The sequence below is a fragment of the Marinomonas ostreistagni genome (genome assembly GCF_016888445.1).
Lineage (GTDB): Bacteria > Pseudomonadota > Gammaproteobacteria > Pseudomonadales > Marinomonadaceae > Marinomonas > Marinomonas ostreistagni.
The window spans coordinates 167,839-192,081 of sequence record NZ_JAFEKF010000001.1; the positions used below are offsets into that span (position 1 = coordinate 167,839).

Annotated in this window: 23 protein-coding genes; 11 read left to right on the forward strand and 12 right to left on the reverse strand. The window is 49.2% G+C overall.

Features of this window, described 5'->3' with window-relative positions:
- Positions 1–23 precede the first annotated feature (23 nt).
- The 7 genes from cobO to JQX58_RS00770 all read left to right on the forward strand — a co-directional run bounded on the left by cobO (position 24) and on the right by JQX58_RS00770 (position 4,485).
- Positions 24–635 carry a cob(I)yrinic acid a,c-diamide adenosyltransferase gene (gene cobO, locus JQX58_RS00740; protein ID WP_204144917.1) on the forward strand — a complete coding sequence of 204 codons (612 nt, stop codon included), beginning with the start codon at positions 24–26 and terminating at the stop codon, positions 633–635.
- A gap of 82 nt (positions 636–717) precedes the next feature.
- Positions 718–1,173 (forward strand): tetratricopeptide repeat protein, encoded by a 456-nt coding sequence (locus tag JQX58_RS00745; RefSeq protein ID WP_204144918.1) that lies wholly within the window; start codon positions 718–720, stop codon positions 1,171–1,173.
- A gap of 204 nt (positions 1,174–1,377) precedes the next feature.
- Entirely contained in the window at positions 1,378–1,995 is a 618-nt protein-coding gene (locus JQX58_RS00750) for a YitT family protein (protein WP_204144919.1), read from the forward strand.
- 202 nt (positions 1,996–2,197) lie between these two features.
- Entirely contained in the window at positions 2,198–2,911 is a 714-nt protein-coding gene (locus tag JQX58_RS00755; RefSeq protein WP_204144920.1) for a pseudouridine synthase, read from the forward strand.
- Between the two features lie 20 nt (positions 2,912–2,931).
- Positions 2,932–3,312 carry a DUF2750 domain-containing protein gene (locus JQX58_RS00760; protein ID WP_204144921.1) on the forward strand — a complete coding sequence of 127 codons (381 nt, stop codon included), beginning with the start codon at positions 2,932–2,934 and terminating at the stop codon, positions 3,310–3,312.
- 17 nt (positions 3,313–3,329) lie between these two features.
- Positions 3,330–3,830: a HugZ family pyridoxamine 5'-phosphate oxidase gene (locus JQX58_RS00765; RefSeq protein WP_204144922.1), complete on the forward strand. Its 501-nt coding sequence runs from the start codon at positions 3,330–3,332 to the stop codon at positions 3,828–3,830.
- A 19-nt stretch (positions 3,831–3,849) separates the two neighbouring features.
- Positions 3,850–4,485, forward strand: a complete 636-nt coding sequence (locus tag JQX58_RS00770; RefSeq protein ID WP_204144923.1) for a TetR/AcrR family transcriptional regulator — start codon at positions 3,850–3,852, stop codon at positions 4,483–4,485.
- Here JQX58_RS00770 and JQX58_RS00775 read toward each other — a convergent pair.
- Positions 4,482–7,943, reverse strand: coding sequence for a hybrid sensor histidine kinase/response regulator (locus JQX58_RS00775; protein ID WP_204144924.1), 3,462 nt, complete (start codon positions 7,941–7,943; stop codon positions 4,482–4,484). The two genes, JQX58_RS00770 and JQX58_RS00775, sit on opposite strands and share 4 nt — an antisense overlap.
- Positions 7,944–8,131: 188 nt before the next feature.
- On the opposite strand from JQX58_RS00775, the gene JQX58_RS00780 reads away from it, so the two are divergent.
- Positions 8,132–8,479: a DOPA 4,5-dioxygenase family protein gene (locus JQX58_RS00780; RefSeq protein WP_204144925.1), complete on the forward strand. Its 348-nt coding sequence runs from the start codon at positions 8,132–8,134 to the stop codon at positions 8,477–8,479.
- 169 nt (positions 8,480–8,648) lie between these two features.
- Positions 8,649–9,131 (forward strand): FKBP-type peptidyl-prolyl cis-trans isomerase, encoded by a 483-nt coding sequence (locus tag JQX58_RS00785; protein WP_204144926.1) that lies wholly within the window; start codon positions 8,649–8,651, stop codon positions 9,129–9,131.
- 185 nt (positions 9,132–9,316) lie between these two features.
- Here JQX58_RS00785 and JQX58_RS00790 read toward each other — a convergent pair whose 3' ends face one another.
- The 8 genes from JQX58_RS00790 to JQX58_RS00825 all read right to left on the reverse strand — a co-directional run bounded on the left by JQX58_RS00790 (position 9,317) and on the right by JQX58_RS00825 (position 18,887).
- The gene (locus tag JQX58_RS00790; RefSeq protein ID WP_204144927.1) at positions 9,317–9,517 is read right to left on the reverse strand and encodes a hypothetical protein; all 201 of its coding nucleotides are present in this window, start codon (positions 9,515–9,517) and stop codon (positions 9,317–9,319) included.
- 99 nt (positions 9,518–9,616) lie between these two features.
- On the reverse strand, positions 9,617–10,264 hold the full coding sequence (gene bluB / locus JQX58_RS00795) for a 5,6-dimethylbenzimidazole synthase (RefSeq protein ID WP_204144928.1): 648 nt from the start codon (positions 10,262–10,264) through the stop codon (positions 9,617–9,619).
- Between the two features lie 85 nt (positions 10,265–10,349).
- A complete protein-coding gene (locus JQX58_RS00800; protein ID WP_204144929.1) occupies positions 10,350–10,877 on the reverse strand; it encodes a hypothetical protein in 528 nt (175 codons plus the stop codon).
- Between the two features lie 110 nt (positions 10,878–10,987).
- Positions 10,988–12,754: a sodium:solute symporter family protein gene (locus tag JQX58_RS00805; protein ID WP_204144930.1), complete on the reverse strand. Its 1,767-nt coding sequence runs from the start codon at positions 12,752–12,754 to the stop codon at positions 10,988–10,990.
- 5 nt (positions 12,755–12,759) lie between these two features.
- Entirely contained in the window at positions 12,760–13,020 is a 261-nt protein-coding gene (locus JQX58_RS00810; RefSeq protein ID WP_204144931.1) for a DUF4212 domain-containing protein, read from the reverse strand.
- A 175-nt stretch (positions 13,021–13,195) separates the two neighbouring features.
- Positions 13,196–16,342 (reverse strand): efflux RND transporter permease subunit, encoded by a 3,147-nt coding sequence (locus JQX58_RS00815; protein WP_204144932.1) that lies wholly within the window; start codon positions 16,340–16,342, stop codon positions 13,196–13,198.
- Positions 16,339–17,508 (reverse strand): efflux RND transporter periplasmic adaptor subunit, encoded by a 1,170-nt coding sequence (locus JQX58_RS00820; protein WP_204144933.1) that lies wholly within the window; start codon positions 17,506–17,508, stop codon positions 16,339–16,341. The genes JQX58_RS00815 and JQX58_RS00820 overlap by 4 nt, the downstream gene beginning before the upstream one ends.
- Positions 17,508–18,887, reverse strand: a complete 1,380-nt coding sequence (locus JQX58_RS00825; protein ID WP_239090110.1) for a TolC family protein — start codon at positions 18,885–18,887, stop codon at positions 17,508–17,510. The genes JQX58_RS00820 and JQX58_RS00825 overlap by 1 nt, the downstream gene beginning before the upstream one ends.
- Before the next feature lie 207 nt (positions 18,888–19,094).
- On the opposite strand from JQX58_RS00825, the gene JQX58_RS00830 reads away from it, so the two are divergent.
- Positions 19,095–19,442: a GIY-YIG nuclease family protein gene (locus JQX58_RS00830; protein WP_204144934.1), complete on the forward strand. Its 348-nt coding sequence runs from the start codon at positions 19,095–19,097 to the stop codon at positions 19,440–19,442.
- A gap of 9 nt (positions 19,443–19,451) precedes the next feature.
- Positions 19,452–19,817, forward strand: coding sequence for a VOC family protein (locus JQX58_RS00835; protein ID WP_204144935.1), 366 nt, complete (start codon positions 19,452–19,454; stop codon positions 19,815–19,817).
- 7 nt (positions 19,818–19,824) lie between these two features.
- Here JQX58_RS00835 and JQX58_RS00840 read toward each other — a convergent pair whose 3' ends face one another.
- The 3 genes from JQX58_RS00840 to glgX form a co-directional block, all read right to left on the reverse strand.
- Complete coding sequence (locus JQX58_RS00840; protein WP_204144936.1) at positions 19,825–20,784, reverse strand: serine/threonine protein kinase; 960 nt, start codon at positions 20,782–20,784, stop codon at positions 19,825–19,827.
- Positions 20,785–20,811: 27 nt separating this feature from the next.
- Entirely contained in the window at positions 20,812–22,083 is a 1,272-nt protein-coding gene (locus JQX58_RS15505; protein ID WP_338040628.1) for a response regulator, read from the reverse strand.
- 119 nt (positions 22,084–22,202) lie between these two features.
- Positions 22,203–24,233, reverse strand: a complete 2,031-nt coding sequence (glgX, locus tag JQX58_RS00850; protein ID WP_204144937.1) for a glycogen debranching protein GlgX — start codon at positions 24,231–24,233, stop codon at positions 22,203–22,205.
- Between the last annotated feature and the right edge of the window lie 10 nt (positions 24,234–24,243).

Sequence of the window (24,243 nt, forward strand, 5' to 3'; positions counted from 1 at the left end):
GATTGATAAAGAGAGCGAAGCGAATGTCGAGAAGTGCAGCGGAACAAGCAGAAATCGAAATGGCCAAGCGCCTGAAAAAGAAGCAAGTGGTCGATGAGCGCATTGCTAAGGCGACTGAGGAGCGTGGCGTCACTATCTTGTTAACGGGTAATGGCAAAGGTAAAAGTTCTAGCGCCTTTGGTACCATGGCGCGTGCCTTAGGTCACGGCCATAAAGCGACGGTGGTGCAGTTTATTAAAGGGCGTAAAGAAACGGGCGAACAGCTATTTTTTGGCCAGCATCCGCAAGTAGACTTTCACGTGATGGGACATGGATTTACTTGGGAAACACGTAATCCAGAGCTTGAAAAGCAGGCCGCTGAGCAGGCTTGGGAAGTAGCGAAGCGTGCATTGGCGGATCCAGAAGTGCACTTTGTGCTGCTCGATGAACTGACCTATATGTACAAATACGGTTATCTCGAGGTCAATGACTTAGTGACGGCTTTGGCGGCGCGCCCAGCCCACCAAAATGTCATGATGACAGGGCGAACCGCACCACGTGAGTTACTCGACAGTGTAGATACCCATAGCAAAATCGCTAATGAGCGACATGCCTTTGAAGGGGGCGTAAAAGCCCAGCCTGGTATTGAATGGTAGTAATGAGAATTTTTCTCATTTAATTGGACTTTCCTGAATTTGTGGATGATAATGATTTTCATCATCTGAGAAGGAGGGTTCTATGATTTACTGGCAACATTTAACACGACAAGCAAACGAAGCCCACACACGAGCATCTTTTGCGGATGCTCAAGAGCTCAATCAAAAAGCGCTCGCCTGCGCTAAAGCCACCTTTGAAGATGACTTCAAAATCGACGCAGAATCTGCGGTGTCGGCGGTGATTGTCAGTTATCTCAATCTTGCTGAAGTCGCCATCTCAATGAAAGAGTGGCGCCATGCCAATGACTATTTTGAGCGTGGTGTGCACTTCCTACAAACCGTGCTGGTATCCAGTGATATTCTGCACGAGCACCGTGATCTGATTGAGCGTATGGCCACCCATATTCGTTTTGAGTGGGAGTTGTTTTCCACCACTTACGGCCACAGGTTGGAGCAAGCTCGACGTCAACACGCTTTGCTCTGGCGCTCCAAAGGTCTTTTAGATAATCCTCAAAATGCTTCAAGCTGGGCAGTGTAGATGCTGATGATTGATGTGCTAACCGGCATATTAGTGCTGATGTTACTGGTGCTCGTATTGCATTTGGTGTTTCGCTAAGGTGTATAGTTTTTTGTACACTTTGGCGAGCACAAGCGTTTCCATGTTTGCCCGTGCCATAGTGGCAGGAAGCGACACAGACTAAAATACGCTCTCACATTAGATCAGTTTTTAGAGAGGATAATTATGTCTGTGGCGGCCCCTGATATTCAACGGCACACTTGGCTTGAAGATGCTCAAGCCATCATTGCGGGGACCTTGATGATTGCCCTAGGAGTGAACTTTTACACGCAAGTGGGGTTGCTCACAGGGGGGACAGCGGGTCTCGCCTTTCTATTTAGCTACATTTCTCAGTTTACCTTCGGCCAAGTATTTTTCGTGATTAACTTGCCATTTTACTGGCTATCGATTCGCCGCATCGGTTGGGACTTCACCCTTAAAACCTTTTTAGCGGTGTTTTTGGTGTCGGCTTTTTCTGATATCACGCCGATGTTTTTACACCTAGCCGATATCAATCCTTTTTACGCCACCATCGTTGGTAGCTTTTTGATCGGTGTAGGCTTTGTGATGCTGTTCCGTCATAACGCAAGCTTGGGCGGACTAAACATTTTGGCGCGCTATCTATTCCAAACCCGCGGTGTGCCGATTGGTAAGTTTATGATGACAGTCGACTGCTTAGTGGTGGTGCTATCGATCTTTATCGTCGATTTATCTTTGATCGCTATGTCTATTTTTGGCGCTGTGTTGTTGAACTTCATGTTGGTGATGAATCACAAACCAGGCCGCTACGCTGTCTCCCCATAGTCCGCTTTAAACGCCATTCCTTAAACGGTGCGGGTCAGGTATGATGGACGCCAAAGTCATCTGTCACTGATCGCGCCGTTGCAGGGCCCTTGTGCCTGCCGCTTATATATCGGTGACATACCAAACTGAGTGTGTACTAGGATGCATTTATGCTTGCTTAGTACCACCTTCTATTCATCGATTGAGCCGATTCAAATACTGTATGTCGAAACCTTTTACTGATGCGGTTGTACGCTTAGATTTTTATATTTCCCACACTCTAGGGCTGTCTCGTAAAGAGGCCAAAATGTTGATCGGCAAAGGTCACGTTAACGTCAATGGCGAGCTGGTGAAAAAAGCCAATCATAGCGTCACTCGTGAAGACACCATCGTCTGCCAAGAAGAAGAGCTGTCGTGGCCAGCGGAAAAATACTTCGTGCTGAACAAGCCCGCAGGTTTTGTATGTGCGACCGAAGACGATGTTCATCCGGTGGTGCTGGAGTTGATCGAAGCCCATGAGCAAAAAGATTTGCGTGTGGTGGGGCGTCTGGATCTTGATACCACAGGTTTGCTTTTGCTTACCACCGATGGCCAATGGCTGCATCGTATTACTTCGCCGAAGAGCCAATGCCCTAAACAGTACCGAGTCTGGACGGTTGACGATGTCACTGATGAGGCCATGCAAGCGTTGCAAGAGGGCGTGATGTTGAATGGCGAACATGCTCCGACGCAAGCAGACGCAGTCGAGCGCGTTGATTGTGACGAGATTCTATTGACCATCAGTGAAGGCAAGTACCACCAAGTGAAGCGAATGTTGGCAGCGACGGGTAACCGAGTTGAAAAGCTGCATCGTGAAACGATTGCGTCCCTGAGCATCGATGATCTAGCTGAAGGGGAGTACCGTGCCCTGACAGATGAAGAAATTGCGTTATTTTAGTCCTTTAGAGAGTCTGTATTATGAGCCAAGAATTATCCCTTGATCAGCGTATTCAACTGCTTGCATCGCCTGATGACGTGCGTCTTGAGTACTTTGTAAATACCGTCAAAGCGACGCAAACGGTTTGGAGCCTCAGCAATGAAGAAGGCTTTGTCATGGTGGAAACGGATGACGGTGATTGTGTCATGGTGTGGCCAGACGCCGAATTTGCTGCTCAGTGGGCGGTAGAAGAATGGGATGACTGTGAGCCAGTGGAAGTGTCGATGGAAACCTTCCAAACCATGTGGCTGCCGAGTCTTGAGCAAGACAACATTACCTTGGCGATATTCCCCAATATCGAGGATGAAGGTAAGTTAACCACCGCGGTAGAGCTCAAAGCTTTATTGGCTCAAGCCGAATAAAAGCCGAAGGAGGCGCGATGAAAAATCAGCGATTGGCTCAAGAACTGGTCGAAGAAATACGTACTTTCTTAACCTCTCAGTTGACCTTATCGCTGGGCTTGGTGATGCCGGATGGCAAACCTATCGCGTCTTATGCGCCTTTTGCCGAACATGAAGCAGGGCTGATGATCCTAGTCAGTGAGTTAGCCCAACACACCCAAGCGTTACAAACATCCTCTCTTGCGTCGGTAATGATCATGGAGGATGAGGCGAATTGCGCTACTGTATACGCCCGTCGACGCCTGCAGTATGAGATGCAAGTGACCGCCATTGCGCGTGAGACAGCTTTGTGGTCGTCCGCTTGCGCGGCATTGCAGCAGCGTCACGGTGAGATCGTTGATCAATTGATGCAATTGGGCGACTTTCATTTATTTAAATTAAGTCCTCTGTCAGGACGGTTTGTAAAAGGTTTTGGGCGCGCATACGAGCTGCCACAAAACGTTTTGGTAGGTGAGCAACTGGCTCATTTACGTGGTTAACTAAGGAATACAAGTCATCATGAGTAAGCGCCAAGCCAATCGCGAAGAAATTTTCTCGCGCATCTTAGAAGCGGCTGAAATTGAATTTGGGTTAAAAGGGTATGGCGGCGCAAGCTTGCAACACATTGCTGAGCGCGCTGGTTTGCCTAAGCCAAATATCGTTTACTACTTCCATTCAAAAGCCAATCTGTATAAGCAAGTGCTGAATAATATTGCCGACAGTTGGAACGACCTATTTGATAAAGCGACCCCAGAAGACGACCCAGCTGTGGTGCTGGATAGCTTTATTCGCACCAAGCTGCGCCAAAGCTTTGAGCATGGCCGCTCGTCGCGTATTTTTGCTCAAGAAGTCATTCAAGGTGCTCAGCACATTGGTGATTACTTAAAGCAAGATTTACGCCCATGGTTCGAGTCACGTGTTGGTGTGATTGAGCAATGGATTGCAGACGGCAAAATGCGTCCCTTAGACCCTGTAGCACTGATTTTTATGATTTGGTCGACGACGCAGCATTACGCCGATTTTGAGGCGCAAATCTTTGCTTTAACTGGCAAAGAGCGCTACGAAGAAGCGGATCTTGAGCGCATCGGTGATACGCTCAGTGATGTGATCTTGCGTGGCTGTGGTCTGTCTCTTGAGGCACCTTCAGTCAATTAAGGTTGCCGTTGGCTAACGATATGCTGTACCAAAGCCCGTAATTTTGCGGGCTTTGCTGGTTTTGGCATATAAGAAATATCATTGGCTTGGCAGCGCTCTGCCAAATCGTTGTCTCGTACCGCAGTGATCAGAACCGCAGGGATTGTCTGGCCAAAGCGTGCCCGTAGCCGTGCGATCAGTTCCATACCGTCTTGTTGATCATTAAGTTGATAATCCATGAGTAGAAGTTCAGGTGCACTCTCTGTACTGGCATGCAGCGCATCCTCATAGCGAGCAAAAGTACGGTACGAGCAATGCCACTTATCTAGTAAAGTACTCATCGCTTCTAGATTATTGCGGTCATCATCGACACACCAGACATGGCACATGGCGAGGGCTTTATCGATTTTGCTGGGCGCCGCGATCGTTGGGGCGACGCTGCTCTGAGCGGTACTGCGAGCCGCAGGCACTAGGATGGTAAAGCAACTGCCCTTATGTGGTGTTGAGCGAACTTCAGTGGTGACGCCGAGCAATCGCTGCATGCGTCGTACTAAGCCTAAGCCCAAACCCATGCCTGGCTCTTGGTTGTTTTCCCAGCGGTAGAAATCTTCGAACACTTTCTGTTGCTCAGCGACCGGAATGCCAACGCCCGTATCCCAAACTTGAATGCAAATCTTATCTGCTTTAGGACGCACCGAAATCAACACGCGTCCATGTTCTGTGTATTTGACCGCGTTGGAAACAAAGTTTTGAATAATACGGCGCAGATACAGCGGATCACTGTGTACACGGCAAGGGCGAATATGCGTGCTTAAGCGTAGCTGCTTACTCTGGGCAATCACATCAAACTCTGCCACGATCGGATCGATAATCGGTGCAATGTCGCTATCTACTAAGGTGGGGGTGATCGCGCCTTGGTCTAAGCGTGCGATCTCTAATAATGTCGCAATCAAGGTTTCGGTGGATTCTAATGAGTCACTTAGCTTGTTAAGCGTTTGGCCTGATTCTTGGCTTAAGTCACTGTCTTGCAGCGCACCAAGGTAGAGCTTAGCCGCGTTTAGTGGCTGTAAAATATCATGACTCGCCAGCGCTAAGAATTCGGTTTTGGAAGCGTTCGCCCGTTCGGCTTCGGCTTTAGCGCTGATCAGTTCTTGCTCAGCTTGGGCGCGACGCTCGATCTCTTGTACCAACTCCTGGTTGATGCCTTGTACCTCTTGGGTGCGCGCGACGACACGTTTCTCAAGGTCAATGTTGGCATCTTTGAGAGCTTGCTGGCTTTCGATGTGTTCGGTGACGTCGGTAAAACTCGTCACAAAGCCGCCATTAGGTAGCGGGTTGCCGACCATTTCGATGACGCGCCCATTCGCGCGGCGCCGTAAAAATCTATGTCCAGTGCCTTTACGTAAATGTTCTAGACGTTTGTTAACCAGAGCTTCGACATCGCCCACACCACATTCGCCGTTTTCGGCATTGAAACGAATCAGCTCTTCGACGGGCAAGCCGATTTTAAGCATGCCCTCAGGATACGGGTAGAGCGCTTGATAGGTTTTATTCCAAGCGACCATTCTTAGATCTTTGTCGACCACACTGATGCCGTGATCCAAATTGTCCAAGGAGATGAACAATAGGTTTTGGTTAAACTGAATCGCCTGTGTGGCTTCATCGAGGTAGGTCACCATTTCCTCAACGTTGATCTGCTTATCTACCAGCAAAGAATTTACGATGGTGCGTGCCGATGAGCCGCCTAACACACCGCCTAAAACACGTTCACAGTAATCCACAAAGCGGCGCGAAGGGCGCTCATTAGGCGTGAGGGCTTCGTCATAGGTAGACTCAAAGGTGTGGATTACCTCGGCGCATTTGCGCTCACCTAAGAAGGTTTCCAGTAACACAAATAGGTCGCTGTTAAAGGCTTTGCTTTTCGGTTTGAAAAAGCGGTTTTCAATCTCGGATGTGGGCGTGACAAAGGCCGTGGCTTGGATGCGATCGACCAAACGTTCGTTGGCTAGCAAAGAGCCAAAGACATAACCGATGATGTTGGCAATAAGACTAATCAAGGCGCCAAAGCTGATTAGCTCCGAGCGCGTCCCATAATTACCCAAGGTCAGATCGTCACCACCGGTAAACGGCAGCAGCATCCACAGGAACCAGCATAGGAAACCTAGGGTTAAACCCGCATACACGCCGTAGGCATGGCCGCGTTTCCAGTACAATCCACCGATGACCGCGGGTACTAGTTGAAACACTAAAGAGAAGGCAATCAGGCCGGTGCTGGCCAAGGATTCACTATTGGCCATTTCTTGGTAATAAATAAACGATAGGCCTAAGATGCCTAACATGGCGATACGGCGGATCAGCAGGATACGGCGATTATAGGTAGGCAGGGCTTGGCCTTGGTTTTTATTACGTGCCAGCATTAGCGGCAAAATCACATCGTTGCTGATCATGATACTGAGAGCAAAGGTGGCGATGATCACCATGGCTGTGGTGGCCGACATACCGCCCAAAAACATCAGCATCTGCAGCGGCAGGTTTTCTGATTCGAGAGCGAATTGGATAACGTAAGTGTCGCCATTGACGTCGCCACCAAACAGGGTCTGTCCGACGATCGCGATCGGCGGAATCAAGGCGGCAAAGATAGTAAGGTAAAGCGGAAACACCCAACGAGCGGTTTTGGATTGGCGCTTGTCTTGATGATCCACGACGGTTACATGGAATTGTCTTGGCAAGCAAATCACCGCCGCTGCCGCCATCGCTGTTTGCATTAAAAATGGGAAAGAAAAAAAGGTATCCAGGGTCCAAGCATCAAGGTTAGCCGTGTGATAAAAACTCTCCAGCGAGTTATGCGAGACGGCAAAAATCGCCACCATACCCACAGCAATGATCGCGATCAGTTTAAATAAAGACTCGCTGCCGATGGCGAGCATCATACCTGAGCGATATTCGGTGACTTCCACTTTGCGGGTACCAAACAGCATGGCAAAAATACCGATCAGTACCGTCGCTACAAATACTACCAAGCTTGCTGAGCTTTCGTCTTGGTTAACAAATAGGGCGAAATTGAAGCCGATGGCTTTAAGCTGCAGGGCAATGTACGGAATGATCGCCAGCATGCAGATTAAAATAACCAACGGTGCGGTTAGCGGGCGCTTGCCATAACGAGAAGAGATAAAGTCTGCCACCGAGGTGATGTTTTGACGATGGCTGACAAAAATCATCTTCTTTAGAATGCGGAAGCCAAATGTATACAGCAGAACTGGGCCTAACAAGATTGGCAGGTATGTCCAGCCAGAGCGGGTGGCTTCGCCAATAGCGCCATAAAACGTCCAAGCGGTACAGTAAATGGCGAGCGATAAGCTGTAGACCAGTGGGTGGCGGGTGAGGCGTTTAGCAATAGGTCCTTCTTTGTCGCCCCAGTTGGCAATCCAAAAAAGCCCTAAAATATACAGAATTGCTAGTAGTACCCAAAAAGCCGTCATAAAGGCGCTGATTTCCATTGCTAACTAAATGATATGCCAACTAATTTAGCACAGTCAGTGGCGCTTGCCTTTAGACAATAGTCGCGCTCATGACGATTTCATTCTAGGTAATAGTGCGTTGCTTTATCATCTGTCTATTTCAAATGTGTGAAATGATAAAATACCCTCAATGAATACTTGGAGGGCCTATGAACACAGCAGACATTCAGTTTTATCATGCACACATTTATTACGATGATGAGGCAGGCCTTGCGCAAGCGCAGCAATTGGCAGCGCAAATCGAGCAACAGTTTGAGGTCAAAGTAGGGCGCTTTCATCAGAAAAAAGTGGGTCCCCATCCAAAGTGGAGTGTGCAGATTTCATTTGCAGCCCCAGAATTTGCTCAGGTGATCCCATGGTTGATGCTTAACCGTGGAGACTTAGATGTGTTTTATCACCCTCTTACAGGCGATGAATTATTCGATCATACCCAAGGAGTGGCTTGGCTTGGCAATGCACATGATTTGGATATTCGCCAATTTTTGACTAAAAACTAGTCGATAAATGACAAATTGCAGAGAAAACGCCTCCTACGGTAGTCATCGCTTTCTGGCTTCGTTACCATTAGTGGTGAAGTTAACTTAAGGGTTCGTGAAGTGACGGTGTTAGGCAAACTTATTTGCTGGTATCAGACACTCGTTCCCAAACCATTATTAGGAGAAGAGAATGCAAATCGCGCCAAACACAGTTGTGAGCATGCACTACACCCTGACTGACGAGGGTGGCCAAGTACTAGATTCATCTGCAGGCCAAGAGCCTCTTGTATTTTTGAGCGGTGCTCGCAACATCATTGAAGGCTTAGACAATGCGATCCAAGGTAAGTCTGCTGGCGATGAGATGAAAGTTGAAGTAACTCCTGAAGAAGGTTACGGCCCAGTTCATCAAGAACTTATTCAACAAGTACCACGTGAAAACTTCCAAGGTGTTGATACCATCGAAGTTGGCATGCAGTTCATGGCGCAAACGCCAAACGGTCAACAGCCTGTTACAGTAATCGGCGTTGAAGAAGATGGCATCCTACTAGACGGTAACCACCCTCTAGCGGGCAAATCTCTAAGCTTTGACGTAGAAATCGTTGAAGTTCGTGAAGCGACTTCTGAAGAAGTTGAGCACGGCCACGTACACGGTGAAGGCGGTCACGAACACTAAGTTTGTAGACGCAATTGCTGACGAAGAAGGCTGCTTAGTTCGCTAGGTGGCCTTTTTTGTGTCTAAAATAGATGGACATAACTGAAAGGATAAAACAAGGAGGAAGCCAGACCAGAAAGCGCTTGTTAATGTTATTTTAGCGCTCGTCCCGTAGTGACGGTCTGATTAGGGTGTTGCAGTAAGGATTAAGCGTGAGATTGTTTGGTTGGGTTAAATGGAACGCGTTTGCCAACTAGTTGAGTTTTAACCCAAGTAAAAGCTGAGTGTAGCAATTCAACTGTGTATTCCGCAGCGCGAGCACGTGCAACCGCTTCTTGTTTCTCTTGTTCTGTTAGGTAGCTAGTATCGATGTCATTAATCATTTCGACCAAAGTTTTATTACTCATAATGTTCTCCTTAGAACGTTTTCGATATGAATAAGTTTAGTGGTCTAAAGGCCTCACAACAAACGATATATTTTTGTCTAATAGTTTAGTTTTTTTCATCTATTTGGGTTGCCACGCTTCATAATGAATGGCGTCTTGTAACGGTCGGCGATCTTGCCAACCATGGCGCTCAAGGTCAGGGGTGGTTTGAAACTGCTCGACATAGCCGATGCAAAAGTAACCGATAATATCGAGTTCACGTGGGATATTTAGCGCCTCATACAGCACTTCATCCTCTAAAATGCTGACCCAGCCCATGCCTAAGTTTTCAGCGCGGGCAGCCAACCAAAGATTTTGCACGGCACAGACAGCACTGAATAAATCCATTTCTGGCTTAATCGTTCGCCCCAGTACCACATCCCCTGTACGACGACGGTCGCAAGTAATACAAATGCCTAGAGGGGCTTCTTCGATGCCTTCCAGTTTGAGTTGACGATAATGTTGCTCCCGCTGTTCATCAAACATTTTGGCCGATTTTTCGTTGGCTGCTAAAAAGCCCTGTTTGATCTGTTCTTTGGTGTGGTCGCTTTTGATGACAATAAAGTCCCAGGGCTGCATGAAGCCAACACTGGGGGCATGGTGAGCAGCGCTTAGAATACGCTGAATGACATCATCAGGAATCGGAGTGGGCAAAAACTCGCGGCGCACATCTCGGCGGCTGAAAATAATGTTATGTAAGGTTGCGCGCTCTTCAGGGCTGAAATGCATGGGGGACTCCTTCAACGAAGTCCCATATTCTATTGGAAATTACTCAGACAGCAACTTTGTCTAGGTGGAATCAGGTGAGTAATGCTCATGATGCGCGTTCTGAGCAAACGGCTTGCAATAGTGGGTCATTGGTTGGCAGATCACGCCATAGCTCAGGATCGACCGCATTACCATGAGGGACTTGCAGTTGATTAGTAAAGTCAGCTCTGGCTTGAGCGCCACAATGCACCACCTGAGTGACACGTTTGGCGGCTAAACGACGCTCGAAGAAGTATAAGTCAACCAAGTAAACTTGCTGGTTGTTTTGATTTTGCGCGGCATTGTCGATGTCCGCAGCAATGAAGCGCGTGGTTTGTGGGTACACCAAACTCCAAGGGCGCCAAGGGGCTTGCTCTTCAACAGTTTTAACCACCACAACGCCGTCTGGCAAAAGACTTGCTTGGTGTTCGTACCATGTGTACTCACTTTGAATTTGAAAACCTAACATGCCAAGGCCGGCTAGGGCAGGGATGATCCATTTAGGGGTTTTACCTAATGTCAGCTTACGTAGAAACAGAGCAATACCCGCTCCGGCTAAGCCTGCACATACAGTCGCGATTAATTCCCAAAGCATAAGCCATCACCTTTTTTATTATTGTTTGATCTTTATAACGCGCTAAATCATGGCTGCATCATCCGCACTGGGGATGCAGCCATGATGGCGCTTGTGTTGCTAATTATCGATTAATGGTCAATCGCACCGCCAGCCCCTTTCGGGTAACGGACGCTCTCTACCAATTCTTGGATCTCTTCTGGCACATCGTCGGTCATATTTGACACGATGAAGGCTACCGCGAAGTTAATCACCGCACCAATCGCACCAAAAGACAGAGGCGACACACCTAGTAACCAATTATCTGGTGTATTCGCCAGTGTATTGGTACCTGGGATGAAGAACCAACCTAGGTAAGTAAAGATGTAGACCAGCGTAGACAATAGACCTGCTAGCATGCCGGCAATGGCACCTTTGTTGTTAATGCGTTTAGAGAAGATACCCATCATCAATGCTGGGAAGATCGACGCTGCAGCAATACCAAAGGCGAGTGCCACCACCTGTGCCGCAAAGCCTGGTGGGTTCATACCTAAGTAGGTTGCCACAAGGATCGCCACAAACATGGAAATACGCGCTGCCAGCAACTCGCCTTTCTCAGTGATATCAGGGTTAATCGAGCCTTTGATCAAGTCATGACTGACCGCAGAAGAAATCGCCAATAGTAGACCTGCTGCCGTTGATAGGGCGGCGGCCAAACCACCTGCAGCAATCAAACCGATTACCCAGCTTGGTAGGTTGGCAATTTCAGGGTTTGCCAATACTAGAATGTCACGGTTTACGTCTAGCTCGTTGCCAGCCCAGCCACGCGCCGTCGCTTCAGCTTCAAACGCAGGTGTGTCGTTGTAGAACTGCACACGGCCGTCACCGTTTTTATCTTCGTATTTGATCAGACCGGTTTGCTCCCAAGTTTGGATCCAATCAGGGCGGTCGGCGTAAGCGATCGCTTCTTGATTTGGGCCATCAGGGTAGATAGTGGTCATTAGATTCAAACGTGCCATAGAGGCTACTGCAGGCGCTGTTAGGTACAGTAGGGCAATAAAGACTAGCGCCCAACCTGCTGACCAGCGTGCATCGGCAACTTTAGGTACGGTGAAGAAACGAATGATAACGTGCGGCAGACCCGCTGTACCGATCATCAGCGATAGAGTGAACAGCACCATGTTGAGTTTGTTGTCCACATCAGCGGTGTAATCTTGGAAACCAAGCTCACGAACTACTTCATCAAGCTTTTGCAGTAGTGGCATGCCTGAAGCTGTGTGATCAGAGAACAAACCAATCGCTGGGATAAACGTATCGGTAAGTTGTAGCGAGATAAACACCGCAGGGATCGTGTAAGCAACGATCAATACACAGTACTGTGCCACCTGAGTGTAGGTAATTCCTTTCATACCACCTAATACTGCGTAGAAGAATACGACTACGGCAGCAATCATTAGGCCGGTATTGTTATCAACTTCAAGGAAGCGAGAGAACGCTACGCCCGCACCAGTCATCTGGCCGATGACGTAGGTAACAGAGGCCGCGATCAAACAGGCAACGGCCACTAAGCGAGCCGTTCTAGAGTAAAAGCGGTCACCGATGAAATCAGGGACGGTAAATTTACCAAATTTACGCAGATATGGGGCCAGTAGCATGGCGAGCAAAACGTAGCCACCGGTCCAGCCCATAAGGAAAGTAGAGTTAGCATAACCACCGGCGGCAATTAGACCCGCCATGGAAATGAAAGACGCCGCAGACATCCAGTCGGCCGCGGTTGCCATGCCGTTCATGACAGGGTGAACACCACCACCGGCGACATAGAATTCTTTAGTTGAGCCGGCACGAGCCCAAATCGCGATACCAAAGTAGAGGGCAAACGAGGCCCCTACAAACAGCAAGTTAATCGTAAACTGACTCATGGTGATTACTCCTCAAGGCCGTATTCTTTGTCCAGTGCATTCATACGCCATGCGTAGAAAAACACCAAGATGATAAAGCTGATGATGGAACCTTGTTGAGCAAACCAGAAGCCTAAGTCGGTGCCCCCGACTTCTATTCCGGCGAGCATTGGACGAAGCAGAATGCCAAAGCCGTAGGACACCAGTGCCCAAACGATTAAACATCCGAAGATTAATCTGACGTTCGCCTTCCAGTAGTTTTCTTGGTTTTGAGTATGATCCGACATAGTCGTCTCCTTTGTTATTTTTATTTGCACATTGAATGTAGCAGTGCCGTTGTAAAGAAGAAGTGAGACTTTAGTCGAAGAGTCGGAAAAATAACGTTTTGATAGGCAATAAAAAACGCCAAGGCCGCAGGGCACTTGGCGTGAAACAAATGTAATAATTTGTGTTGGTGCGCCGTTAAGGAGCTTGCTCGACAGTTTGACCGCTTACTTTGCCTTTGAGGCGACTGTATAAATTGTGCAAGTCTTCCTTGATCATCAATAACACTGGAATCAGCACTAAAGTGATCAGGGTAGCAAACAGGATACCGTAAGCTAATGAGACGGCGGCGGGCACCATGACTTTGGCCTGACGCGAGGTCTCACCCAAAATTGGGATCAAGCCCGCGTAGGTGGTGACAGACGTCAATAATACTGCGCGTAGGCGACTTTGACAGGCTTCCACGACAGCTTTGCGCAAATGCACGGTTTGTTTGCGCAGCTCATTAAAGCGCGAGGTAAGCAGTAGGCTGTCGTTGACCACCACCCCCGACAGCGCGATGATGCCATTGAGTGAAAAAATCCCCAGCGCTAAGTCATTGAACCAATGGCCTAAGAGGGCACCGACTACGCCAAAGGGAATGGCCATCATGATGACAATTGGTTGGCTGTAGGACTTTAGCGGAATGGCCAGCAAGCCGTAGATGATCAGCATGGCGATGGCAAACATCTCAACCATAGACGACTCAGTTTCTTCGCGCTCTTCTGCTTCGCCCGAGTAATACATATCGACTGCTGGGAAGCGCTGTTTCATTTCCGGTTCGACAGCATTTTTAAGATAGGCCACTACCTCGGTAGCCGACATACGCTCTTTGTCGACTTCGGCTGAGAGGTATACCGAGCGCTTGCTATCGATGCGTGTGATTTTGGTTTGTGCTACTTCCTGGGTGAGATAAGCGACTGATGCGAGCGGCACACGGGCGCCGTTTTCGAGAATGATCAGTGTGTTGAGTATGTTGGCTGGGCTTTCTTGTTGGGCATCGGGATAGCCCAAGCGAACTTCAACTTCGGAATTATCACGTTGGTATTTTTGCACCACTTGGCCATCAAAGTTGCTCATGATTTGACTCGCCAGTTCATTGGTGGTGAGCCCTAAGGAGCGCCCTTGATCGTTTAGGTTGAGTACAATACGTGACTCCTTAGCCGAGTCATTTTCTTCGATTCCTTGCACGGCTGGTACGGCATCTAGCTTCTTGATCAGTGTTGCCATGGCGGCATCAAGTACACTGTTGTCACTGCCACGTAGTTCAACTCTAAGGGCATCGACTGAACCCCATGAGGTGCGTATACGCAAGTTGCTGACGCCTTCTGGTTCACCGATAAGCGTTTGCCAAGTGCGTGCGAACTCGGCGGCACTGTAATTGGCTTGACTGCCCAGCTCAATGCGCAGGCTTCCGGATTGGTCATTGCTAGCGGTCACTTGTAAGTTTTCAATGCCAGCTTGTTCTTGCTCACCACGTAATTGGCGATCAGTTGCCAGCGCGCTTTGTTCAAGGTGTGTTAAGACCTTGTGCGTTTGCCCATAGCTGGCATCGTTGTGCATGGTGAGATTTGCACGGATGGTGTCGCCCGGGATGTCGGGGAAAAAGCTGATGCGAATGGCACCAGTAAAGGGCATCGAGGCCACCAGTGTGAATACCGCTGCAAACAGCACAATCACCGCGTAACGGTGATCAATGGCGCGATGGATTAGGCCATAATAGATTTTATGGTTGAACCATTGCAGAGCACCATCCGCTGTCTGTTGCACTTTACTCCAGAGTTTTAGTAGTGGATTTTCCGCACGACGCTTTTGCGTGTTTAAGTGGGCCAAGTGAGCGGGCAAAATAAGTTTCGACTCGATCACAGACAACAACAAACAGATGGTCACCACCGCAGCGAACTGAGCGTACAGTTGGCCTAGGCGACCTTCGATATTGGACAGTGCCCAAAACGCTGCCACCGTGGTAAAGACGCCAAATAGAGTCGGCACCGCCACCTGCATGGTGCCTTTGATGGTGTTGGCGAGGGTGTCGCCTTCTTTTTGTCTGACGCTGTAAACGCTCTCACCGATGACCACCGCATCGTCGACAACAATCCCTAGGGCCATGATAAAGCCAAAGGTGGTCAGTAGATTTAGGGTTAAGCCGACGCTCTCAAGTCCCATGACATAAAACGTACCAAAGAAAATAAACGGTAAGCCTAGGGCGACCCAAAATGCGACGGTTAAATTCAAAAATACCGCCAACATGACAAACACCAATAAAATACCGGTAATGGCATTTTTAACCATCAGTGCGAGGCGATCATTGATGGATTCACTGCGATCATGCCAAGTGTCTAAAGACACGCCTTGGGGTAAACGATTGCTGTCGAGCCATTGTTGAATGATGTCTCGCGCACCATTGACGGAGGCAGTGATGTCATCTTCGCCGGTGGTAATGACTTCTAAGGCGAGGCTGGACTCGCCATTAAAGCGTGATAAGACAAAATCGTCTTCGTCATAGGCATCACGAATAATGGCTAGGTCACCAAGGCGCAAGCTACCACCACTGGCAAGCGAAACAATGCGAATGTCGGCGAACTGCTGTTTGACATAGGCTTGCTCAGAGGCGCGCACGTGTAAATAGACATCGGCGTCGCGAACGGTAGCGACGCGAGAGGGCGTAGACTCTTCGTTGATCGCATTAGCGATGTCCGACAAGGTGAGATTGTAAGCTTCCAGCTTGGTCTTATCGACCTCGATCAACATAGTGGGATCGAGCCAGCCTGAAATCGAAACAGCATTGATGTACGCACTGGTCAACAAGTCTGACTCAAGCTCTTCAGCCAAAGTTTGTAGGGTGCGTCGATCGGCGTCGCCATACAATTGAATCCACAAAGCATGCTCTTCACGGCGTGAGCGAGAGACCACCGGTGGGTCGGCTTCATCTGGAAATGAGGTGACTTGGTCGAGTTTGTCTTTGACATCCTGCATCAGCTTTTCGATGTCATAGCCTTCTTGCATTTCAATGGTGGCGCTTGCTCCGTTGGCCGTGGATTGGGTGGTCAGGTCATCAATGCCCAAAACATCTTGGAGCGCCTGTTCGATGGGGATGGCTACCCCTTCTTCAGAGGCTTGCGCTGAACCACTGTCGTAGTCGACGGAAATGGATACACGATCGGCAGGGAAACTTGGGAAGGCCTCACGATTTAGATCGCCCACGCTCATGATGCCTAGGGCAATCACGAGTACGAGAAGTAGATTGGCCGCTACTGGGTTGTTGGCAAACCAAGGGATGATGCCGCGAGCTTGTTCAGAGTTCATTCTTGTGCCCACTCCACCGGATTTACCAACATGCCTTTCAGGTAGCTATTGTAAGGATGGGTTAGGACTTGTTGCGCTTGCCCTTGGAGTGATTCTGGCACATCCACATAGACATACTCTTGGTCGACAAAGCGGGGCGTGGTATCGAAATTCGCCAGACGGTTATCCGCATCGACGTACCAAATTTGGCTTTTTTGACTCAATGCAGAATTGGGCAGCTGCCAAAGATTCTCAAGTTGTTTGCCCGATAACGTGATACGAACGTAACTGCCTAATAATAAACTAGGTTGCTGAGCTAAGGGGTTATCGACCGCAACATAAAGGCTGCGTAAGCCTGTCTCAGTGTCCACATGAAGGCCGGCTTGCTTCACATACCCAGGCCAAACATGCTGACCATCCACCGCTCGCACTTGGGCTGGCCAATGTTGCTCGAGCATGGTCTGGGCGGTAGGTAACTTTTGCCAATCTTGCTGGCTTAGTTGTAGAGCGATTTCGACGCGATCCGAGCTATATAAGGTAGCGACTTCGGCACCACTGCTTAGGTAAGTGCCTAGCGAAATGGCTTCGGCGGCGATGACACCATCAAAGGGCGCGCGAATGGTTAGCTTTTCAACATTGTCTTGGGCGAGCGCCAAAGCGGACTCCGCGGCATCGACATCGGCCTGAGCGGCAGCCAGCTGAGGCTCGCGTAGCACTAGGTCGGAGTCGGGTTGACCTTCAAGTCCGGCAGCTTGCCATTCGGCGTTGGCTTGCTCTACTTGACGCTGTTCTTGTTTAAGGGCGAGGCGTGAAGCGGCGAGTTCATTTTTGGCGCTGGCCAGCTCAGTAAGCAAACTAAGGTTAGTCAGTTGTGCTAGAACTTCTCCTTGTTTGACTTGAGCGCCGGCTTCCAAGTTAGGCGACACTGTGGTCACTTCACCACTTACTTGACTGGTCAAGCTTAGATTGTAGTTAGGCTGCGCTAGACCGACAGCGGTCAAGGAGGCGGCATGTGAAGACGGTGTAACATTGACCACAGTAACATCCAGTGCGGTTTCGGGGGCAGCGGGTCTGCTACGACTGAATTGCGCTTGGTTTTGGCTGATGGCGTATTGAATATAGGCATAGACGCCAATAAACAAGGCAACGGCTAAGCCAAATACCAGCCAAGGTAATTTACGTCCCATTACTGTTGTACTCCTAGGCCAAGCGCCAGCCCTAAATCGACACGATTGGTCAGTTGTTGATAGTGTAAATCGTCTAATTCTGCTTGCAGGTCAAACACTGACTGCTGAGCATCAAGCAGATCCCTTAATTCGACTAAGCCTGAGCGATAGCGACGCTCGTACAGCTGACGGTTGCTTTCAGCATTGTCCAGCGCATCGGCGATATGGGCGCGGCGGGTCGCGAGTACGCGCTCTTGCCCGATGGCGTTTTCCACTTCGTTGACGGCGGTTAAGAGCGTTTCACGATAGTCTTGATAGGCTTGAGCTACCTCGATTTTTGCGACTTCGCTGGCGGCTTTTAGACGATTGCCTTGAAAGATCGGTGCACTGAGTTGACCTAATAAAGACCACACAGGAGAAACAAATAACGCGTCGCGTAAAGTGCTAGCGCTGTCTGATAAGCTAGCGCTTAAACTCAGCGATGGCAGCATGTCTTTGTAAGCCACCGCGGCGTTGTAATCGGCAGCTTCGATAGCAAGGTAAGCGGCCCGTAAATCCGGGCGCAGGGCTAAAGATTGGTTGGGCAGATCGGTTAAAGGCATGATGATCTCAGGATAATCAGTGGCTGGCGGCACGTTAAAGTCTTGATTGCTGCCGAGTAGTAATTTCAGGGCGCGATAGTTACTGGCGAGATTTTCTTGGTACTCGGCTAATGAGGCTCTTGATTGCGATGTGGAGGTTTCGGCTTGATCGAGGTTTTCTAGCGTGCCTAGACCGTTGCGAAAGCGCTGGATAATCAGTTTTTCATTGGTTTCAAGTAGCGCTAAGCGCTGTCGCTCGATGTCAATCGCGCGCTGGTTTGCAATCAGCAGAAGCCAGTTTTTCATCACATTAGCCGCTAAGCTGGCTTGACTGGCGCGATAGGTTTCACTGTCGCTAGCAAGGGTTTTAAGCGCGGCGGACTCCCGATCGGCAAGCTGTGCCCATAGATCAAGCTCCCAGCTTATGTTGGCGCTGGCGCTGTAGCGGGTATCGCTGTCTTGCTCGCGGTTAGCTGAGACACTGGTGTCTACTTGAGGCAGTTGTTCACCTTGCACGCTGCGAATATTCCAACGGCTGGCTTCCAGTGAGAGCGCTGTACGCTGCAGACTAGGGTTGCCAGCTAAGGCTTGTTTAATAAGCCTATCTAACTGGTCAGAAGCGATTAAATCGCCTAAATGTAGCGTGCTTTCGTCACCTTCGGGGCGTCCAAAAACGTGTTGTTGTTCGGTCTCTAGCTGGTTTTGGGCATCGGCTTGATAGTCATGACGCTCGGACAGATGATTACAACCTGTCAGCCCTACAAGGCAAAGCATCAGCAGTGGAAGTTTGGCGCTAGGTGTCATAGCCGCTCCGATCATTAAAACAACCCAGTTCTACAGTACAAGAAAGTTAATTATACCGAGGTGAATGACAGATTGTTTACTGTTTCAAATGCAAAGAAAAGTAAAGACCACTGAATCTTGACATAGTTGCAGTCTGCGGTCGTCGTTGGGCTGTTGCTAGGCTGGCAAAGCGCTAGCAGAGGTGCGACACTTACCGATTAATAGGAAAGCTTAAATTTGGTTATGTCTGATTGGTCTGTTTATATCATCAAAACGGGGCTTAACACCCTATATACGGGTGTCACGACTGATGTTACGCGCCGCTTTGAAGAGCATGCCTCGTCGGGCAAAAAGAGTGCGCGTTATTTGCGTGGCAAAGCGCCTTTGACGTTGGTGTGGCATGAGCGCGTAGCGGGCAAGCGTGTCGCCATGCAGCTTGAGTATCGCATTAAGCGATTGGCACGTCCGCTTAAAGACAAAATTGTTGCAGGTGAGATTGCTTTGGTAGCCCTGTTTCCAGAGGTTTTTGACGCGGCCGATGTCTGTGGAGCGGGCACATCAGTCGGCATCATTAGTGAAGTGACAAAATAGGAATAACGCATGATTCGAGGTATTGAACGTGTGGTTTTAACCGTCAGCAACCGCGCTCAGGCGCTGGACTTTTATCAGCGTGTATTGCAGATGTCGCGGTTACAGCAGACGCAAGATTGTGTCGTTGCGGGCACGCAAATTATTCAATTTCAGCTGTTAGGGGAAGAGATGCGCCATCACGCATTAGAAGGGGCGGCGCACCTTTGTTTGTCTACAGATTGGGGCATGGACGATCTGCTCCAGCACTTAGATAAGCATGCGGTGATGGTGCTAGAAGGCCCCATCAAACAGTCAACGGCGCAAGGGCAATGCCAAGCGGTGTTTTTTAATGATCTTGATAACAACCTGATTGAAGTACGTAGCTATTCCGTCTAAGACTGAATTAGCGCCAGTTGCCCCAATTTTTATAAATGTCCTCAAGATCGGCGATGTGTTGTTGCCAATACTCTTTTGTTTGAAAATGTGGGAAGAGTTTAGGGAAGGCCGGATCTTGCCAACGTTGGGCGATCCAAGCGGTATATACGACACTTCGCTCGGCCATAAACGCATCGATCAAATCGAGCTCGCGGGTATCAAATGGGGTGTAGGTTTCATAGCCTTCGATCAGCTCACTAAGCTGCTGGCGCTTGGTATCATGATCGGAGATATGTAACCACAAATCCTGTACCGCGTACCCCATACGACAATCGTCAAAATCCAGCAGCGTGAGTTGACCTTGATGGTTGAGGACATTGCTACGATGGCAGTCGCCGTGAATGCAACGCAGACGCTTAGGATGAGCATCCAGCGTTTGTTGGCTGCGTACGATTAATTGCTCAATTAGTCGTACGTAATCTGCACGCAACGAGGCCGGCAAGTGCTCACTTTGTAGCACCAGCTGACTTGCCTGTTGCATGCGCTCAACTGGGCTTAAGGTTGGGCGTTCTGTAAGCTCTACTGCAGCGCTTGCATGATGCATGGCCCCGATTAGTTCACCTAACTGAAACAGTTGATCAAGGTTACCCGCTTCAGGAGCATCACCTGGTAGTTTGGGCGTTACACTAAAGTAAAAGCCTTGGTGCTCAAACACTGACTGCTGCTCGATTAAAAGCGGTTTGGCTACGGCAATATCGTCTGCTGCTAGGCGTTGCAGGAGGTCGTGCTCTTCTTGGATTTGCGCTTTGTTCCAGCGGCCAGGGCGATAAAACTTGGCAATCACTGGCGTTGAGTCTTCGATTCCTACTTGGTAAACACGGTTTTCGTAGCTGTTTAAAGGATATAGGCGGTAGTCGCTGTAGAGGCCAATGGACTCCAGAGCGTCCATAATAAGATCTGGAGATAATTGACTGTAGGGATGTTGCATGAGGTACTCGATTTAGGGCGGTCGGGGCTACACTAGCCCCAAACGTTTTTTAAGGGTGTATTCTTGCGCTTCGGTTAAGGGGGAAGCTTTGCCGTCTTTGATTAACCGATTCCAGTTAGTCCAGCTTTTAATAGCTTCGCCAATATGATTGCGCGTCACGTATTGCTGTACTTCGATTCGGAAGGAGTTGGTAACAGCAACAGGGCTAGCTTTGCCGATAATGCGTAAACGTGTCAGTGAGCGTTTGAATTTATCGTTAAGCAGTTTACTGTTTTCACCTTCTGAGGCGATCAAATTAGTGATGGCTTGTAGATGATCATAATACATATCAACGGTTTCATCGACGGTATCGCGGCTTAAGCGAATCACGCGTGCGTAGGCTTGTTCTGCTGAGGCCCAGTCTTTGAGTTTGGCGCTGATATCGCCTAGGCGTTTGCTGCGCTCTGCTGAGCGTGGTGACACTTCAAGCACCGAGCGTAATGCTTGCTGCGCTTGTTCTAAGTTCCCCATCTGTTCTTGTGCATCGGCCAGTAAATCGTAGGCGGATAAAAAGTGGCGACTAAGGCTAATGGTTGTCTCAAGATTTTTGGCGGCGCCGGCGTATTGCCCCAGCGACATTTCACATTGGGCGATGCCATAGTAGGCCCAAGCCAAGTTTTTATGCTTTTGCGTGATCAGCATGTAGTGCGTTTTGGCTTCTTTAAAGCTGCCTTGCGCGTGCAAAGACTCACCGATCGACTTCAAACACAAATTCGCGTAAGGCTTGTGTTTGGCCATGATGGCCTTAGCCTCTTCGATAACTGCCGGCCAATCTTCGTTTATGCGTGCTTTATTGAGTTTATTAAAGGCTTTTTTCTGCTGGATCACGCGGCCCAAACGACGCATAAAGGCTTCGGGCGGGAAGGGTTTGACCAAGTAGCTGTCGGGTTGGTATTCAAGCACGCTGACTACTGCCTCATAGGCGGTATCAGCGGTAATCATCATGAAAATAGTCGAATGGTCTAGCGCATAGGTTTTGCGCGTGACTTCCAAAAGCTGCTGGCCATCCACACTGCCACCTAAATTGTAGTCAGATAATACGATGTCATAGCGCCCGTCAAGAATTCGCTTAAGTGCTGCTTGGCCGGATGGCTCGATATCGATTTTGGCATAACCTAAACTGCTCATTAGCGATTTCAGCATAATGCGCATTTCGCCAATATCTTCGACAATTAAAACCCGTTTATTTGCTACCGATTCTTTCTTATCCTCGCCTTTTTTAGCGAGGTTTTGAAAATCTGGCACACTGATATCTGCCACGTTTTATTCCTTACTGCCGATCGTTTTTTATGTTGTTGCTTAGTCGTTGGGGCAGGAAAGCTCAAAGGCTGAGCTCTCCATTCGACGGATCGGGTTAACTGATTTGATTAATTATAATACTACGACTCTAACTCAATTAGCAGAACGGAGCGAGTATCGATTGATAAATTGTTCGCTTCACGCTGATACGCACCGCTGGCAAATAAGACTTCTTTAAACTGATGCTGCGCTGGCACGGTTACGGTAAGCGGTAGATCCTCGCGGTAAAAAATTAGCCATAGGCAAGTATTTTGCTCACCCCGCCGCAGCGTTAAAGACAGAAAGTCTTGCTCGGGATTATCCCAATCTTGTTGCGACATGGGTTGCCCATCTTCATTAAACCAGTCGACTTGATCGCTTTGTTTGTGGGCATAGAGCGGATCATCTGGCAGCAGCGCTTCGGCCAAAATAGGATGCTGCTGGCGTAAACTGAGCAAATTACTAATCGTTGTTTGCAAGGTCTTGGCAGACTCAGGTACTTGCTGCCAAGCCAGCCAAGTAAGATCGTTGTCTTGGCAATAGGCATTGTTATTGCCATTTTGGCTGTGACACAGCTCATCTCCGCCTAACAGGTGAGGCGTTCCTTGGCTTAGCAATAGTGTCGCCAAGAAGCAGTTTTGCTGATTTAAGCGCGCGGCTTGGATACGCGGATCATCACTTGGGCCTTCAGCGCCGAAGTTTTGGCTAATGTTGTCACCGTGCCCGTCGCGGTTGTGCTCTTTGTTGGCTAGGTTATGACGACGGTGGTACGACACCAAATCTTGCAAGGTATAGCCATCGTGGTAAGTAATGAAGTTGACCGAGTGTAGAGCGCACTTGTGGCCTTTATGAAACACATCGCGTGAGCCCATAATACGGGTAGCAAACTCCGGCACCACGTCAGAATCGCCACGCCAAAAACGTCTAATGCTGTCGCGATATTTATCGTTACATTCTAAAAAGCCACGTGGGAAATGGCCCACTTGATAGCCATCTGGGCCAATATCCCAAGGTTCCATCACTAAGGTCGTTTGGCTCAAAATGGGGTCTTGTAAGATGGCTTGTAGCAACGGAGAGGTGGGCGAAAAGTCGTGTTGCTCACGCCCCAAATCAACGCCTAAATCAAAGCGAAAGCCATCTACGCCCATGCTTTCGACCCAGTAGCGCATGCTGTCACAGACGAGCCGCACGGTGGCTGGATGATAGGTATTTACGCAGTTGCCACAGCCTGTGTAGTTTAAATACTGACCGTCTTGGTGGCGGTAATAGATCGCATTATCTAGGCCGCGATAGCAACTGGTGCCTTGGCCGATCTCACCTTCTGCTGTGTGGTTGTAAACCACATCAAGTATGACTTCAAAGCCTGCTTCATGAAACGTGGCGATCATGGTTTGGCATTCACTGACCGCATCTTGCTGGGCATAGCGATCATCCGGGGTAAAGAAATTAATCGGGTTGTAGCCCCAGTAATTATTGAGGCCTTTGTCTTGCAGGTGTGGCTCGTCGGCAAAGGCAAAGCAGGGCATGATCTGAATGGTGCTGATACCAAGTGCTTTAAGATGCTCAAGCGCTGGCTCACTGCAAGCGCCTAAATAGGTGCCTTGTAAAGCTGGGTCAATGTCTAGATGTTGACTGAACCCTTTGATGTGCATTTCGTACAAGCAGCGTTGCTCGCGCTCTATATTGGGCTTATGGGCTCTGTCAGCCGCCGGTATTTGACGCACGATGGCTTTGGGGATGGAAGCGGCCGAATCATGCTGATCCATTTGCCCCTCGCCACTGACACTGATGTGTTCGGGGTGAAATGTCAGGCGGCCGCTGAGAGCCTTGGCGTATGGGTCGATCAGTAACTTGTGCGGATTAAACACATGCATGGCGGCGGGCTCAAATGGACCGTCAGCGCGCAGACCATAATGCTGCCCTTCATGCACGTCCAGTACTTCCATGTGCCAGATACCGCGCTGCTTATGCTCGAAGGGAAGGTGGGCTATTTCATCCCCTTGTTCATTAAACAGACATAGATAGAGTTGGCTAGCATGTTCAGAAAACACCGCAAAGTTGACCCCATTGGCGGTCGGTGTCGCGCCTAAGGGCAAGGGGGAACCTAATTCGATTTGCCAATGTCGGGTCATGCTTTTTTCC